Below are 16,399 nucleotides of genomic sequence, written 5' to 3'. Positions count from 1 at the left end.
TTATTTTTGAGCAGCGACGATGATGATCTCGACCAGCAATTCAGGACGGGCCAGCTTGGCCTCGACGGTGGCGCGCGGCGGCGTGTTGCCGGCAGGCACCCAGCTATCCCAGACCGAATTCATGCCTTCAAAATCCTTCACGTCGGCGATATAGATCTGGCACGACAGGATGTTTTCCTTGCTGCTGCCGGCTTCAGCCAGCAGACGGTCGATGTGGCCCAGTACTTCACGTGTCTGGCCTTCGATGTTCTGGGTGGTGTCTTCGGCGATCTGGCCGGCCAGATAGACGGTACCGTTGTGAATCGCGGCTTCGGAGAGACGCTTGCCGACGTGGAGACGTTGTACTGTCATGATGTTTCCTCTGTAAGTGTATGAATTGATGTCCGGTGCTGCCGGCGCTATTGACCTATCGCCGTTTTTGAACGGCTGTTGTCAGCCGTTGCAGCCTGTTTTTGATGTTGGACGAATCAACCTGTTAGTAATTCCATTGTTTCAACCGAATTCATCGGTTGAAACTGTTCAAACGATTTCAAACGACCTGGCCGAGCAAAAAGTCCTTAGCAACCTGGATCTGCTCGGCATGCATGAACGTCGGCGCATGACCGACGCCTTCAAATTCCACCAGCTTCGCCTTGGGACCGCGCTGCGTCATTTCCTGCGCCACCTCCGGCAGCAGCAGGTCGGATTGCTTGCCGCGCACCAGCAGCGTCGGGCAGCGGATCGCATCGTAAGCAGCCCACAGCATCGACTCGCCGATGCTCGCCGCTTCCGGCGTCATGGTCTTGAACGGTTCCGCCAGCTTCAGATCATAGTGGCGCGTCCACTTGCCGTCCTTGTCCTGGCGCAAAACATCCGCAGCCAGCTTGTGCCACTCCTCATCCGTATGCAGCCCGAAAGTCGCCGAAATAGTGCGAATATATTGCGCCGCCTCGTCAAAGGTCGTGAAGCGGATATCCTGCCCGATGTATTCACCGATGCGCGCCAATGCCGACGCATTGATCGAAGGACCGATATCGTTGAGCACCAGACGGCGAATCGGATTCTCCGGCATCGATGCAAGACCCATGCCGATCAGCCCGCCCATCGAGGTGCCGAACCAGTCCACCGACTCCGCATCCAGACGCGCCAGCAAAGTCACCATATCGCTCACATACTGCGGAATCACATAATACTGCGGCGCCTGCAAGCGCCCCGAGCGCCCGCGCCCGACCACATCCGGGCACACCACCCGATACGTCTCGGACAACTCACGCGCCATCACATCAAAATCGTCGCCCACGCGCGTCACGCCATGCACGCACACCAGCACATTGGGATTGTGAGGATTGCCCCACTCCTTGTAAGCCATCGAATGCAAACCGGCAGGCGAAATACATTGAACTGTCTTCAATACAGCTTGTGTCATGGTCTCGGCCAAGTCAGGTTGGAATACTCGATATTTTACTCCCTGAGGCGGCTGTTGTAGACCGGAAAGAGAAACGACGGGGAAGAGCCGGTCCGAGACCGGCCCATGCCTGCTTACGGGCAACGCAGGGGGTAAAACGGAAGGAAACAGGAAGTCGTCGTCACAATAGGCTGATTTCGGACGGAGTCGCTGCTATAATGCGTTCCTTTTCCGCGATACGACATCGCGAAAAACAGCTGCCTGAGTGGTGAAATTGGTAGACACAGCGGACTTAAAATCCGCCGCTTACCTGGAAAGGGGCGTACCGGTTCAAGTCCGGTCTCAGGTACCAAGAAGCTGTTTCAAAGCAAGTCCAAAGAAATTTAAAAGCCCGCACGCTTTATGGCCTCGCGGGCTTTTTGTTGTCCTAGTCAGTCTAAAGCGGCACTATAGCAAGTGAGACTAAGGCGCCTGCGCCAAACAAGAAAGACCGCATATAGCGCACTCCTGATCGCATCAGATGGTCATGCTAGTGATATACGGTCGAAAGACATTTTCGAGCTTAATCATAGCGTCGACCATGTTCTGCTGCATGACCTTCCATTCGGCCTTATCAGCTCGCCATCCACCTTGAAGCTCATACTTTACTCGGCAAGCTCTTTTGCTCTGAAGCTCCTCCCAAATTAAACCTTCACCAAATTTGGCATTGATATCGTCAGCATGGCTCTTGAAGTATTCGAACCTCGCTTTATTGGTTATTTCATCATGGTCATCAATATAGAGTTCAACCTGTGCATCGTCGCCTCGAATGACGTAATTGATATAAACCCCTGCCTTACCCGTCGTTCCACCAATCCAATGATATTTACCAGGGCGGCGCGAAGCATGGAGTTGGGTTCTTGTCTTGGCATAGGCAAGCAACTCTTCCCAAAACTGGAAACGGATATCATATCTTTCAGCTTTTTGAACGCGCTCTGCGTTCTCTTTCGCGCGGATTTGAGTCTGAAATTCTGCGGCCTCGGGAAGAGGAATTATCTGCTGAACATCCAATAAAAGCTTGTCTTGTAGGCGATATGGCTTGAGCTTGATGCGCTGAATATCCAAATCGTGATCGTTCAACCATAGGACAGCCATCGTAATTTCTTTTGAGAAATTGGAAGAAGCAAGGATGATTCGTACATCCTTTCCAAACGCCTCTTCATCTCGGCTTTCAACATGGAGGAACGCGAGAATATCGGCTTCTGCTGTATCAATTGGCTTGCCTTCGGCACTCAGGTATGTCACATGCGCTTCAATGAGCTGTTTCCAAGTCATTGTTGATAGCATCGCAGCGTAACGGATGGCCTGCAACTCCATGTGACCGCCGTCATTTGTCCTCTTGATTTCAACGACGACGAGATTGGCATCTTTATCAATACAGAGCAAATCAACTCGGCGCAGGCTATCAATCCAATCGCCATATTCCTCTGCGATGACCATGAGGTCAGGTGCAAGGGCGGAAATATTTTTCTTGAGGTGCCGTTGAAGATCTCTACGTTCGTAGATTCCCTCAATATCGAAACTGGTTTCACTGATAGCGGTTAAATTTTCTTCCGTCATTTCAAATAGCGCCATTCTTTCTCCAACTCCGTTTTCTCAAAATCATCACAAATTCGAACGCACCGGTGTGGCTCTTTTACGATAACTGACTTGAGCCAATCAAAGCCAGTTAAGGAGTAAATACGTATTTTGAAATTATCTAGTCCCCGGCTTACCAGTATCTGGATTGACATTTCCTTTCGTTGACCAGTTATTCGTCTTCGTCTGATCCTTGGTAGATCGGTTATGGCTATCAACGTGCTTACCCGTGTGCGTAGAGTAGCCGCTGACATGCGTTTTCGACATGCTGGAACCGGTACCTGTTGCAGCCCTATGCGAATGACCAGAACTCGAATGCCCGCCGCCACCTTTTGCGTAAGCAGATGTCCCCACCGCAAGCACTATTGCGATGACACCCGTCTTGATGTATTGCCTCATGCGCCCCCCTTGAGTTGTCGTTATTTAGTACCTATCAATCGGCCATTTCTTGAAAGCAAATACCCAAATCACAATCCAGTTGACGATGGGAATAATTAAAAGAATTGCCCAGAGAGGACTATGGCCGGTGCGAGACAGTATTTTTCCGAACGGGACAAAAACCGTCAGAGCAAGAATCAATAAAATAAGCCAGTGTCAGATGCTGAAAGAACCCATTTTTTGCCTTTATTTTTTGTGTTTTTCATTCGGCTACATGAGCAGCGTGTGAGATCAGCGTCCAGATTCAGGACATAGACAGTTGTCATTACTTGGCAGTTAAACCTCAGCAAGAATAGCCACGCGCTTATCGTTGTACTCCTGCTCCGTAATCAAATTCGATTCTTTGAGCTTGGTGAGTTTTTTAAGACGCTCTTCAATTGAATCAGAGACGGCCTCTGGGAACGAAGATTTGAAAGTGGCAGCGCCAGCGCAAGCTGCATTGATGTCATTCATCAACGCAACCTCGTCGAACATCGTGACGCCTTTTTTATTTCTCGTCAGATTGGAGTAATAGCGGCCTTTGGCCAGAGTTGCCTGCCTGAGTTCGGGATTCGCTGGATGCTGCTTCAACTCCTCAAGGCTGTTCATATAGCTGGCTTTGGCAGCTTCCAGTTCTCGTTGTTTTTTTATTGCATTCCAAATCACTGCAGCAATGCCAAGAACAACCACTATCCAAAAGACTTCCATGCTTCCCCCGGTTCTTGTTTGATGTTCGTTTGTTTTCGAGTAATTGATATTCAAGCTTAAAGATTACTTGGATATCAAACTGGTAAGCAAGAGCCAAACAGCACTTTATTCCGCATAAATTTGATTTCGAAACGCATACATCTGAGTATGTTTTAATTCACGAAACAAAATTGCCGATACGCATCATAAAAAACGGTCGACGGCTCACATAGATCTCGGTGATGCACTTAGCCAGGCCCATTTGAAAATTCATTTTTTTATAAATTTCAGGAGGAGACTATGACGAAACAGAACACAACTAAATCCGAATCAAACCTGATCTCCCAAAAAATCACCAGCCTCGCAGACTGGCGCAGCACCACTCTCACCAGAATGCGCGAGCTGATCCGACAAGAAGATCCGGAAGTCATCGAAGAAATGAAATGGGGCGACGTGCCCGTCTGGTCGCACGACGGTATCCTCTGTACCGGCGAGTCTTACAAGAAGGTGGTGAAGCTGACCTTCGCCAAGGGAGCTTCGCTGCAAGATCCTGCGTCGCTGTTCAACTCAAGCCTTGATGGCAAGGTGCGGCGCGCGATCGATATTCATGAAGGGGAAGAGATTGATGCTGCGGCGTTCAAGGCCTTGATTCGTGAGGCGATCACCTTCAACAGCACCGGCAAGTTGGCTGCAAAGTCGAAGTCGGTGAAGAAGGCGAAGGATTAGATTTACTGCGGAGATGGCAGCGGTCGATGCTGCCGGCAATGATGCAACTATTCAGTCAGAGGCAGTCTTTGCGAGAGGGACATCCAAGGCGCTTACGCTTCAGAACAACTCCACTCCTCCACCTCCACTCATTCATCCCCGCTCTCTGCATCAGCACTGACAAGCAAGACTTACAACAAGGTTTAAGCGTCCCGCTCCACGCGGTTGCGGCCACCGTGCTTGGCTTTGTACAAGGCTGCATCGGCACGTGCATAAGCATCTTCAAAATCGGCGCCGACGTCGCTCCAGGAGATGCCGAAGCTGGATGTCACCGGGCGTGACGGCAGGCAGGGGAAGGTTTCCTGAACGATGGCGAGTCGGATTTCTTCTGCGATGATCACCGCTGCGTCGAGCGATACGCCGGGCAGCAGGATGGTGAATTCTTCGCCGCCGACGCGGCCGATTTCACCTTCGCCGTTGAGCGTTCTGCGCAGACGGTTGACCAGTTCGCGGATGACGGCGTCGCCGGTCGGGTGGCCGAATTCGTCGTTGATGCGTTTGAAGAAATCGATGTCGAGGACGACGAGGGACAGCGAGGTTTTCTTGAGGAAGTGATGCGCGCGCTCGAAGATGGCGCCGCGGTTGAGCGCGCCGGTGAGGTTGTCGTGCCTGGCTTTGTAGTCCAGCTCGTCGGTGAGTTGTTGCAGTCTGGAGTTGAGCTGGTTGAGTTCGCGCTCGGTGCGGTCGCTGCGGGCGATCAGGCGGCGGCTTTCGCGCATGAGGCGGCCGTAGCTTTTAACCAGTTCTTCCAGGGCTTGCCGGTATTGCTCGGGTTCGTCAGCGCCGCTTGCTACGACTTGCGTGGCGCGGGTGAGAACTGCGGTCTCGGCTTCAAATAGGTCGACGTCGCTCATTCGCTTTTTACTGCCTGATCGTGGAAAACGAGGTTGGGGAAGTCTTCGCTCAGTTCCTGGCCGAACTCGAAGATGGTGTCGTCTTCTTCGTCGTGGTACCAGTTGAGGACGACTTCGGTGCCGGTCTTGGCTTTTTCGTTCAGCGTGCCGAACAGCGAGAACAGCATCTTGGTGCTGGAGCTGTTGAAGTAGGCCAGCGCCACGTTGACCGTGATGCTTGTGCCCTCGGCATCCTGCTCCAGAAACTGGCGCAGCACGGCGATGATGTCGCCCCAGAACTGCGCGGCGTTTTCCGGATAGGACTCCCCTTTCAACGAGAGCTTGCGCTCGTCGAAACGAAAATCGACTTCAGGGGAACTGGCACTGGCCGCGATAAATAAGTTATCCATATTTACATTCTTTATTCAAACAAACCACGAGAAACATATCTCCCGCCATCACGTCACTTTGCACAACAAAGCATGGCGGGTCAGATCGTCGCTCTTAAATAAAACATTGAGGTGCCGTCGGCAACCGGCGGCGAGAATTCAAACTCCAGCGGTGCGCTGGCATCGCGCGCCATCGTCAGAAAACCGAGGCCGGCGCCTTTGCTGTCGGGCGGCGTCTCGGAGCGCAGCATCTCCTTATACTCCAATTTGATTTCGTCGATGGTGAGCGAGCGCAAATGCTCCAGCTTCTCGCGCAGCTTTTCGGCGACGACGGCGTTGACCGGATTGGAGCAATGCAGATAGTAGCGCTCGTTGGTCAGCGAGATGAAGACTGCGCCGTGACGCATGCCGGCTTCCGAAATGCCTTCCTTGTCGTACGAATCCGCCGAATAGTGCACGATGTTTTGCGTCATTTCAATGAACGAAGAAAACAGCTTGCGGCGCGTGACGGCGACTGCGCCGGTGTGCTCGGCGCGCAGCTTGACGGCATCGGCCATGGCGGCAATGATCGTTTGCGAAAAATACCCGACGTAGTAAAAGATCACGTCGCGCCGCTCGACGCATCGGTGAAAATCATCCCACTGCTGTTGAATCCCGTTCATAGCTATCTGCACTTGACTTCTATTTACTGTTAATCGATCCGCGCAGGCGGAAACTGAAAAATGTCAGGTCATCGCGGCGGCGCTGATGCCCCTGGTAGTTCTTTTGCTCTTCCATGAACTTCTTGCCGAACTCCGACATGGACAGATCACGGTTAGCCAGCATGGCATTGCGCAGGCGCTGCTTGCCGAAGGCGATGTTCTTCGGACCGCCGATCTGGTCGATGATGCCGTCGGTGGCCGTCATGACGACTGCGCCTTCGCTCAGTTGCACGCTGCGGTTGCTCCACTTCATATCGTCGGGCGTGTCGATATAGCCGAGACCGGTGCGCGAACCGTCCAGGGTCTGCACTTCTTCCGCGCCGGGCAAGAGCACCAGCAAAGGCATCTTGGCGCTGGCGTAGGTCAGGCTGTCGGTGGCGGCTTCGAACCAGAAGAAGCAGGCGTCCATGCCGTCGTCGGATTCGGACCGCTGCTCTGCCGTGGCGTGCTGGCCGAGTACGTTCTTCATGCTGCGGTTGACTTCGCCCATAACGCGCGCCGGGTCGTGCGGGCCGTGTTGTTCCAACGCCTGCTTGAGCGATGACGAGGCGATCAGCGTCAGGAACGCGCCCGGCACGCCGTGGCCGGTGCAATCGGCGACTGCAGCAAACCAGCCGTCGGCATAACGTTCGAAATGGTAGAAGTCGCCGCCGACGACGTCGCGCGGCTCCCAGATCAGGCAGGCATCGGCCAGCGCTTGCGACATGGCCGTGCGCGAGGCGCTCAGCATGGCGCGCTGGATGACGCTGGCGTAGTCGATGCTTTGCATGACCTGGCGGTTCTTTTCTGCCTGCAGCGCGACCATCATGCGCATCAGATCCAGACCGGAGCCGAGGCCGGTGAACTTGCCCTGGTCGACGATCATGAAGCCGTCCGCCAACGTCTTGTCGCCGGATTCCACCGCCAGCGCGCCGAGCGTCTCGATGGAGGTGTCGACTTCGACAATGAGCGGGTCCTTGTCCATGAAGGCGATGCAGCTCTTCTTCTCGTAGAGTTCGCGGTGGTATGGCTTGGACATCTGCGACATGAAGATATTGCGGCTGATGAGTCCGATCGGGTGACCGTTCTCCAGCACCGGCAAGCTGATCAGTTCGCGATGGCGTCCGAACACCTCCAGGACCTTGGCATTGTTCTCTTCAAAGGTCACTGAGGGTACGCTCACCGCCAGCGCGCTGGCTGTCGGCTGTTGCAAATGACGCCCTGCCATCGGCGCAAGGCTAAAATCGGTGTCCACGTGGTCCCTGTCCCAGTTAACTGCAAAACAGCAAATTGTTGTTTAACCAGCAATTTTAGTTAACTTGTGTGACAGCGATATGACGCTCTCAACATCCAGGCGGGACGGGCTGTTCAGGCTGTTTTTGGCATGGCATCCGTCAAAACAGGCTAAGTCCTGACGCTCAGCCGGTATGCCGTGGTCTGGCGGTAGACCTGGCCCGGCCGCAGGATAACCGCCTCACGCTCCGGCGTATTGACCTGATCCGGATAGGCTTGCGCTTCGAGACAAAAGCCATCGTGCATGGCGTAGGGCTGCGTCGCCCGTCCCTGCACGCCTTTCAGGAAATTGCCGCTGTAGAACTGCAGGCCGTTCTCGGTGGTCGAGACGGTCAGCTCACGTCCTGAGCCCGGATCGTAGACCGTCGCCACGTCGCGCAGCGGCTGGATGCTGCGCCCCGGTTCGGTGACGTCATCGTTGTCCCGGCGCAGGCAGTAGCAGTGGTCGAAGCCGCCGGCCACTCTGAGCTGTTCGTCGGGCCACGCCAGACGCGGGCCGATCGGCGCGGGCTGACGAAAGTCGAAGGCGCTGCCGGCCACGTTGGCGACTTTTTCGGGTATCAGTCTGCGGTCCACTTGCAGATAGGCATCCGCATCGATGGACAGGATATGGTCGCAGATGTCGCCTGCGCCGCCATTGAGGTTGAAGTAGCCGTGCGAGGTCAGGTTGATCGGCGTGGGCGCGTCCGTCGTGGCGGTGTAATCGATGCGCAGCTGCCCGTCGTCATCGAGACGGTACAGCACCGAAGCCAGCACGTTGCCGGGAAATCCCGCTGCGCCGTGCGGCGACGCCAGCGTCATTCTCAACCCTTCCGGATCAGTCTGCACCTGCCATGGCATGAGGTGAAATCCCCCCTTTCCACCGTGCAGATGGTTGTCGCCTTCGTTGCGGTCGATCTGATAGTCGACGCCATCCAGCGTGAACCGGCCGTTGGCGATGCGATTGCCCCAGCGTCCGATCACACCGCCGAAGAAGGCTGGATTGGCGACGTAACCGTCGCAGCCGGCATAACCGAGCAAGACGTCGGCTTCGCGGCCATAGCGATCAGGCGCCCACCACGAAATCAGCGTAGCGCCGCGGTCGCTGATGACGACGCGCATGTCGTGTGCATTGCGCAAGGTGTAGAGGGTGATGCCGTGGTCGGCGGGGGCGCTGGTGATTGTGAAATGTGTCATCGTCTGAAAAATTGGCGATGGATTGAATCCGTCAATCCATTCGTTTGATTGTCTGCACGTTCGTGTATGCGTTCGTGTGTGCTGGTACGGGCTCATGCCGAGGACGTTGCGAGCGCTTTCTTTCGCGGGATTGCAACCGGTGGCGGCGCATCGCCCGCCATCTGCTCCTGATATTCCCGCGGCGTGCATCCGAGTTCGCGCTTGAACACTGCGTGCATGTATTGCACTGACGTGAAGCCGCAACTGACAGCGATGTCGGCGACGTTGCTGCCGGCCTGTTGCAGCAGGCGTTTGGCGGCGTCCAGTTTGAAGCGCAGGATCTCGTCGTGCACGCTGCGCCCCAGTTCGCGGCGGAAGTACCATTCCAGCGAGGAGCGCGAGATGCCGACATAGTCGGCCACCTGCTCGGTCTTGATGCCCTGGCAAGCGTACTGGCGAATGAAATGCATGGCCTGCATCACGTGCGGATGGTTGCGCGCTTCGTGGCGGCTCGATGCCAGCACGTTGATGCCGGCCGGCGGCACCAGGATGCGTGTATCGGAAAACCGCGCGCCATGCAGCATCTGATGCAGCAAGTGCGCCGCGGTGCGCCCCATCTCGACCGTACCCTGAATCACCGAACTCAGCGGCACCCGCGTCAGGATGCGCGCCAGCGGATCGTTGTCGATGCCGATCAGCGCGACTTGCTCCGGCACCGCAATGCCTGCGCACAGACAGGCTTGCAGCAGTTGCCGCGCACGCGCATCGGTGACGGCGATGATGCCGATCGGCTTGGGCAGGCTGCGCACCCAGGCGATCTGCTGCTCGACGGCGGTGTCCCATGACGGCGCACTGGTGCCGACGCCGCGGTAAATATGTCCCTGAATGCCATCGCGCTGCATCAGCGCTTCAAAAGCTTTTTCGCGTTCCTGCGCCCAACGGTTGACGTCGGCCTTGGGCAGGCTGAAGCAGGCGAAATTCTGCAGGCCGGCTTCGATCAGATGGTCGTAGGCCAGCTTCACCAGTTTGAAGTTGTCGGTCGCGACGTAGGCGGTGTCTTTCGGATAATCGGTTTCATCGGCGTACGATCCGCCGACGGCGACCACCGGCAGATGTACTCCCGACAGGGCTTCGCACGTAGCCGGATCGTCGAAGTCGGCGATGATGCCGTGCCCCTGCCAACGCTCGATGCCTTGCAGGCGGCAGCGAAAATCCTCCTCCAGGTACAAGTCCCAGGAAGCACGCGTGCTGGTGAGGTATTCGCCGATCCCGGCGATGATGTCGCGATCGAATATCTTGTTGCCGTTGAACAGCAGCGCAATGCGATGCACGGTCGGTACTCTTGTCACTCTGCGGTCTCCCGATGTTCCACTACCTTTACCGTGCGCCGAAACCGGCTGCCGGCAGTCTCCTCCGAGCATCGGAGCTATTGATGATGGCAAAGTGCCATCTCTTCTTGTTTCTTGTTCCTTCATGTTTCTGCGCATTCCGTACCTTCCGGTATGCGATTTCATCCGTCTTGTGCGGATGTCTTATTCCACTTTATGCGATTTTTTTGATTGTACCGAGGCGTCAGCGCGGCGTCAGGCCAAATACCCCTTTGTGCAACTGCAATAGAAAGAATCGCTATCCCGGTTGGTGAATTTCGTAATTGTAGACGCCTGTCGCTGATTGCTAGTATGGCCCCACATCAAACCCGGCAGGGATCTTCTGCAAGGAAATGATGATGTAAGAGCAGATGAGCGGAACGCCTTCCCACCTGAATTTGCGGGGTGGAACAGCGGATCGCGCCATCCTCCCGGCACGGCGGCGAACCACAAATCAAACCATGAAAAGCCGTCGGTAAAAAAGTGGAACGCGAGACGGATGCCGACCATGCACGGGAGCATTTCCCTTAAAAATCATAATGAAACTGGAGACAAGGCAATGAACGCAATCCTCAAGAAAAGTGTATTGGCATTGATGGCGGTGACCACGATTTCGCTGGTCAGCACAAGCGCCATGGCGGATGCCAAGAATCCGAAGATCGGTTTTTCGATTGACGACCTGCGCGTCGAACGCTGGGCGCGCGATCGCGACTTCTTTACCGCTGCTGCTGAAAAACTGGGCGCCAAAGTATTCGTCCAGTCCGCCGACGCCAGCGAAGCGCGCCAGATTTCGCAGATCGAAAACCTGATCTCGCGCGGCGTGGACGTGATTGTGATCGTGCCGTTCAATGCGACCGTGCTGACCAATACCATCAAGGAAGCCAAGAAGGCCGGCATCAAGGTGCTGTCGTATGACCGCCTGATCCTGAATGCGGATGTCGACGCCTATATCTCCTTCGACAACGAGAAGGTCGGCGAGATGCAGGCCGAAGGCGTGGTCAAGGCGCAGCCCAAGGGCAACTTCTATTTGCTGGGCGGCTCGCCGACCGACAACAACGCCAAGATGCTGCGCGAAGGCCAGTTGAAGGTGCTCAAGCCTTACATCGACAAGGGCGACATCAAGATCGTCGGCCAGCAATGGGTGAAGGACTGGAATCCGACCGAAGCCTTGTCCATCGTTGAAAACGCGCTGACCGCCAATAACAACAAGATCGATGCCATCGTCGCCTCCAACGACGGCACCGCCGGCGGCGCGATCCAGGCGCTGGCTGCACAAAAGCTGGCCGGCAAGGTGCCGGTCTCCGGACAAGACGCCGACCTGGCAGCCGTCAAGCGCGTGGTGGCCGGCACCCAGACCATGACCGTCTACAAACCCCTCAAGCTGATCGCCACCGAAGCCGCCAATCTGTCGGTACATCTGGCGCGCAGCGAGAAGCCTGCCTACAACTCGCAATACGACAACGGTTTCAAGAAGGTCGATACCGTGCTGCTCAAGCCGATTCCACTGACCAAGGCCAACGTCAATGTGCTGGTGGACGACGGCTTCTACACACAAGCGCAAATCGGCGGCAAATAACAACAAGAAGAAGCGATCCGGGCAGGCAATGCGCCTGTCCGGCGTTGCCGTTTGATTGCGACGGTGACGGTGACGATTGCGATGGTTGTGCGTGAAAACGCGGTGCGTCTGCAATGCAGATTGCTCCGCGGTTTTTTCGCGGTTCTTTTACTCCACGAGAGCAGGCATGTCTGAGTATTTGTTAGAAATGAAGGGCATCGTCAAGACATTTGGCGGCGTCCGCGCCCTCGACGGCATTGATATCAAGATCAAGGCCGGCGAATGCGTAGGCCTGTGCGGCGAGAACGGCGCCGGCAAATCGACGCTGATGAAGATCCTGTCCGGGGTCTATCCGCACGGCACATGGGACGGCGAGATCCTGTGGGACGGCAAGCCGCTGATGGCACAATCCGTGCGCGATACCGAAGCGGCCGGTATCGTCATCATCCACCAGGAACTGATGCTGGTGCCGGAACTGTCGGTGGCGGAAAATATTTTCATGGGCCACGAGCTGACCTTGCCCGGCGGCCGCATGAACTACCCGGCGATGTATCGCCGCGCGGAAGAACTCATGCGCGAGCTGAACATGCCCGATATCAACGTCGCCTTGCCGGTCATGCAATACGGCGGCGGCCATCAGCAACTGGTGGAAATCGCCAAGGCGCTCAACAAGAAGGCGCGTCTGCTGATTCTCGATGAGCCCTCCTCGTCGCTGACCTCGTCGGAAATCGCGGTCCTGCTCAAGATCATCAAAGACCTCAAGGCCAAGGGTGTGGCCTGCGTCTACATCTCGCACAAACTCGATGAAGTGGCGGAAGTCTGCGACACCATTTCCGTGATCCGCGACGGCAAGCACATCGCCACCACGCCAATGCAGGCGCTCGACGTGGACCAGATCATCACCCAGATGGTGGGCCGCGAAATCACGGCCATGTATCCGACGCGCGACCACGAGATCGGCGAAGTGATTTTTGAAGCACGCCATGTCACCTGCTTCGATGTCGACAATCCTAAACGCAAGCGCGTGGATGACGTGTCGTTCTCTGTGCGCCGCGGCGAGATCCTCGGCATCGCAGGACTGGTCGGCGCCGGACGCACCGAGCTGGTATCGGCGGTATTCGGCGCTTACCCGGGCCGCCATGAAGGAGAAGTCCTCATGAACGGCGCCAAAGTCGATACCGGCACGCCGCTCAAATCGATCCGCATGGGCCTGTGCATGGTTCCGGAAGACCGCAAGCATCACGGCATCGTGCCGGATCTGAGCGTCGGGCAAAACATCACGCTGACGGTGCTGAAAAATTTTTCCCATCACACCCGCATTGATGCCGAATCTGAACTGAAGGCCGTGCAAGACGAAATCGTGCGCATGCAGCTCAAGACATCCAGCCCTTTTCTGCCGATCACCGGGCTGTCGGGCGGCAACCAGCAGAAGGCCGTGCTGGCCAAGATGCTGCTGGCGCAGCCCAAGGTGCTGATCCTCGACGAGCCGACGCGCGGCGTAGACGTCGGCGCCAAGGCGGAGATTTACCGGCTCATCTCTGAGCTGGCGCGCCAGGGCGTGGCCGTGATCATGGTGTCGTCCGAACTGGCGGAAGTGCTGGGCGTGTCAGACCGCGTGCTGGTCATTGGCGAAGGCAAGCTGCGCGGCGATTTCGTGAATCAAAACCTGACGCAGGAGATGGTGCTGGCGGCCGCCATCAATCAATCTCATCAGTCACTCCGTACCACGGCTGCGGCTGCAGCTGCCACTGCCGCTTCCGTTGCATCCGGCCCGACGGCATAGATAAAAACAACCTGGAATCAATCAGCATGAACTCGCTTAATTCGATTAGCTCGACCAACATCAAGCAGCTTTTCAGCCGCTACAAAATCATGGCGCTGCTCATCGCCATCGCCATCATCTGGGCCTTCTTCAGTTGGAAGACCGAAGGCGGATTCGTGACGCCGCGCAACCTCTCCAATCTGCTGCGCCAGATGTCGGTAACCGGCATCCTCGCCTGCGGCATGGTGCTCGTGATCATCGCGGGTGAAATCGACTTGTCGGTGGGCTCCCTGCTGGGTCTGCTCGGTGGCATCGCTGCGATCATGGATGTCACCTATCACCTGCCGCTGCCGATCAATTTGGCGCTGGTCTTGCTGTGCGGCCTCGCGCTGGGCTTGTTCAACGGCTACCTGACGGCCTATATGCGCATCCCCTCTTTCATCGTCGGTCTTGGCGGCATGCTGGCGTTTCGCGGCGTGCTGCTGGGGGTGACGGGCGGCCTGACTATTGCGCCGGTGTCCAGCGAACTGGTCTATCTGGGACAAGGCTATCTGCCGCAACAACTGGGCGTGGCGCTGGTGATCGTGCTGTTCGTCCTCGCACTGGCCTTGACCTGGCGTCAGCGCGCCAATCGCATCCGTCACTCACTGCCTGTGCATGCCCTGTGGCGCGACGCAGTGAAGGTGTTGATCATCGGCGGCGTGCTGCTGGCCTTTGTACGCACGCTCAACAGCTATGACGGCATTCCGGTGCCGGTCTTGCTGCTGCTGGCTTTGCTCGGTTTGTTCAGCTACATCACGACGCAGACGGTATTCGGCCGCCGCATCTATTCGGTCGGCAGCAATATGGAAGCGACGCGGCTGTCGGGCGTCAACGTGCAGTCGGTGAAGCTGTGGGTGTTCGGCATCATGGGTGTGATGTGCGCGCTCGCCGGCCTGGTCAACACGGCGCGTCTGGCGGCGGGTTCGCCCTCGTCGGGCAGCATGGGGGAGCTGGACGCCATCGCAGCCTGCTTCATCGGCGGCACCTCCATGCGAGGCGGATCGGGAACCATCTACGGCGCGCTGATCGGTGCGCTGGTGATGGCGAGTCTGGACAACGGCATGTCAATGCTCGACGTCGGCACCTACTGGCAGATGATCGTCAAGGGCAGCATCCTGATGCTGGCGGTATGGGTGGATGTGAGCACCCGTTCCGGACGCTGAGATCAATACGACTATTCACGGAGGAAAGTGATATGCAATCCAGGATGCAATCAATTCAGGCACAAGCGGTTTTACCCGCAGATCTGTCCGATGCCTTGCTGGTCGGACGCGTCTGGCGAAACAGCAAAATCAATGGTCCCTGCGTGGTCGTGGTTCGCCGTGGCGAGGTGTTCGACATCACCGCCACCGCACCGACCTCGGCGGATTTGCTGGATGCCGAGGACCTCTTGGCGCTGGCGCGCCACGCACCAGGCGAGTCGCTGGGCAGCGTGGCGGATCTGGTCCGCGATGCGCTTGATCCATTTTCAGACAAGCGGTTGCCACAACTGCTGGCACCCTGCGATGTGCAGCCGATCAAAGCCTGCGGCGTGACCTTTGCGGTCAGCATGCTGGAACGCGTCATCGAAGAAAAAGCCGCAGGCGACGCCAGCCGCGCCGAGTCGCTGCGCAAGGAGCTGCAAGCGAGCATCGGCTCCGACCTGTCGGCGATCCGACCGGGCTCGGAAGCCGCGATGAAGCTGAAACAGGAACTGCTCAAGCGCGACGCCTGGTCGCAATACATGGAAGTCGGCATCGGCGCCGATGCAGAGGTGTTTTCCAAATCGCAGGCCATGTCGGCGGTCGGACTGGGCGCCGATGTCGGCCTGCATCCCGAATCGCAATGGAACAATCCCGAGCCGGAAATCGTATTGGCCGTGAACAGCCGCGGAGAAGCCGTCGGCGCCACGCTGGGCAACGACGTCAATCTGCGCGACATCGAGGGCCGCAGCGCCCTGCTGCTGGGCAAGGCCAAGGACAACAACGGTTCATGCGCCATCGGCCCTTTCATCCGCCTGTTCGATGAGCGCTTCACCATCGATACCGTGCGTCAGGCGGAAGTCACCTTGCTGATCGAAGGCGAGGATGACGGATTCCGCCTGAACGGCGCCAGCTTCATGCGCGAGATCAGCCGCGACCCGCTCGATCTGGTGGCGCAAACCTGCGGTGCGCATCATCAGTATCCGGACGGTTTCCTGCTGTTTCTCGGCACCATGTTCTCGCCGATCAAGGACCGCGACGCGACCGGTTCCGGCTTTACTCATCATCTGGGTGACCGCGTCACCATCGCCAGCCCGGCGCTGGGTGCGCTGGTCAACCGTGTCCAGCGCTGTGATGCCATTGCGCCGTGGACCTTCGGCATCCGCGCCCTCTATCAACATCTTGCCGGGCGTGGCCTGGCAGGAACTTCGCCATCTTCCAGGAGTGCTTCAGCATGACCGTATCAGTTCAAACCGCGCCGGCTGCATCAAC

At 57.0% G+C, this 16,399-nt stretch carries 15 protein-coding genes and 1 tRNA gene; 6 read left to right on the top strand and 10 right to left on the bottom strand.

The window, feature by feature from the left end; genetic code table 11:
- Window positions 1-351 carry a RidA family protein gene (locus AC1RN6_RS09695; protein ID WP_094563222.1) on the bottom strand — a complete coding sequence of 117 codons (351 nt, stop codon included), beginning with the start codon at window positions 349-351 and terminating at the stop codon, window positions 1-3.
- A 178-nt stretch (window positions 352-529) separates the two neighbouring features.
- Entirely contained in the window at window positions 530-1,405 is an 876-nt protein-coding gene (locus AC1RN6_RS09690) for an alpha/beta fold hydrolase (protein WP_493004939.1), read from the bottom strand.
- Window positions 1,406-1,643: 238 nt separating this feature from the next.
- On the opposite strand from AC1RN6_RS09690, the gene AC1RN6_RS09685 reads away from it, so the two are divergent.
- Window positions 1,644-1,736, top strand: a tRNA-Leu gene (locus AC1RN6_RS09685).
- Between the two features lie 164 nt (window positions 1,737-1,900).
- On the opposite strand, the gene AC1RN6_RS09680 is transcribed toward AC1RN6_RS09685, so the two are convergent.
- Window positions 1,901-2,998, bottom strand: coding sequence for a DUF4268 domain-containing protein (locus AC1RN6_RS09680; protein ID WP_493004937.1), 1,098 nt, complete (start codon window positions 2,996-2,998; stop codon window positions 1,901-1,903).
- Window positions 2,999-3,715: 717 nt separating this feature from the next.
- Window positions 3,716-4,126, bottom strand: coding sequence for a hypothetical protein (locus tag AC1RN6_RS09675; RefSeq protein ID WP_493004935.1), 411 nt, complete (start codon window positions 4,124-4,126; stop codon window positions 3,716-3,718).
- A gap of 279 nt (window positions 4,127-4,405) precedes the next feature.
- Here AC1RN6_RS09675 and AC1RN6_RS09670 point away from each other — a divergent pair, with 279 nt between their 5' ends.
- Window positions 4,406-4,831: a DUF1801 domain-containing protein gene (locus AC1RN6_RS09670; protein ID WP_493004933.1), complete on the top strand. Its 426-nt coding sequence runs from the start codon at window positions 4,406-4,408 to the stop codon at window positions 4,829-4,831.
- A gap of 182 nt (window positions 4,832-5,013) precedes the next feature.
- Here the strand turns inward: AC1RN6_RS09670 and AC1RN6_RS09665 are convergent, their stop codons facing one another.
- From AC1RN6_RS09665 to AC1RN6_RS09640, 6 genes are all read right to left on the bottom strand, one after another.
- Complete coding sequence (locus tag AC1RN6_RS09665; RefSeq protein WP_493004931.1) at window positions 5,014-5,724, bottom strand: diguanylate cyclase; 711 nt, start codon at window positions 5,722-5,724, stop codon at window positions 5,014-5,016.
- Window positions 5,721-6,113 carry a DUF1987 domain-containing protein gene (locus tag AC1RN6_RS09660; RefSeq protein WP_493004929.1) on the bottom strand — a complete coding sequence of 131 codons (393 nt, stop codon included), beginning with the start codon at window positions 6,111-6,113 and terminating at the stop codon, window positions 5,721-5,723. Before AC1RN6_RS09660 ends, AC1RN6_RS09665 begins: the two co-directional genes overlap by 4 nt.
- 80 nt (window positions 6,114-6,193) lie before the next feature.
- Window positions 6,194-6,754, bottom strand: coding sequence for a SiaB family protein kinase (locus AC1RN6_RS09655; protein WP_493004927.1), 561 nt, complete (start codon window positions 6,752-6,754; stop codon window positions 6,194-6,196).
- A 19-nt stretch (window positions 6,755-6,773) separates the two neighbouring features.
- Window positions 6,774-8,027, bottom strand: a complete 1,254-nt coding sequence (locus AC1RN6_RS09650; RefSeq protein ID WP_493004926.1) for a SpoIIE family protein phosphatase — start codon at window positions 8,025-8,027, stop codon at window positions 6,774-6,776.
- Window positions 8,028-8,176: 149 nt separating this feature from the next.
- Window positions 8,177-9,241 (bottom strand): aldose epimerase family protein, encoded by a 1,065-nt coding sequence (locus AC1RN6_RS09645; protein WP_493004924.1) that lies wholly within the window; start codon window positions 9,239-9,241, stop codon window positions 8,177-8,179.
- Window positions 9,242-9,333: 92 nt separating this feature from the next.
- Window positions 9,334-10,569 (bottom strand): XylR family transcriptional regulator, encoded by a 1,236-nt coding sequence (locus AC1RN6_RS09640; RefSeq protein WP_493004922.1) that lies wholly within the window; start codon window positions 10,567-10,569, stop codon window positions 9,334-9,336.
- Between the two features lie 613 nt (window positions 10,570-11,182).
- Here AC1RN6_RS09640 and xylF point away from each other — a divergent pair.
- The 4 genes from xylF (at window position 11,183) to AC1RN6_RS09620 (ending at window position 16,365) form a co-directional block, all read left to right on the top strand.
- Window positions 11,183-12,163, top strand: a complete 981-nt coding sequence (gene xylF, locus AC1RN6_RS09635; RefSeq protein WP_493005878.1) for a D-xylose ABC transporter substrate-binding protein — start codon at window positions 11,183-11,185, stop codon at window positions 12,161-12,163.
- Window positions 12,164-12,329: 166 nt separating this feature from the next.
- Window positions 12,330-13,925, top strand: coding sequence for a D-xylose ABC transporter ATP-binding protein (gene xylG, locus AC1RN6_RS09630; RefSeq protein ID WP_493004921.1), 1,596 nt, complete (start codon window positions 12,330-12,332; stop codon window positions 13,923-13,925).
- Between the two features lie 26 nt (window positions 13,926-13,951).
- Window positions 13,952-15,109: a sugar ABC transporter permease gene (locus tag AC1RN6_RS09625; protein WP_493004919.1), complete on the top strand. Its 1,158-nt coding sequence runs from the start codon at window positions 13,952-13,954 to the stop codon at window positions 15,107-15,109.
- A gap of 44 nt (window positions 15,110-15,153) precedes the next feature.
- Window positions 15,154-16,365, top strand: coding sequence for a fumarylacetoacetate hydrolase family protein (locus AC1RN6_RS09620; protein WP_493004918.1), 1,212 nt, complete (start codon window positions 15,154-15,156; stop codon window positions 16,363-16,365).
- Window positions 16,366-16,399 lie beyond the last annotated feature (34 nt).

Source organism: Herbaspirillum sp. GW822-FHT03A08 (assembly GCF_058801885.1).
Note: the sequence above shows the minus strand (reverse complement) of the source record. Positions and strands in the feature narration are given on the sequence as shown.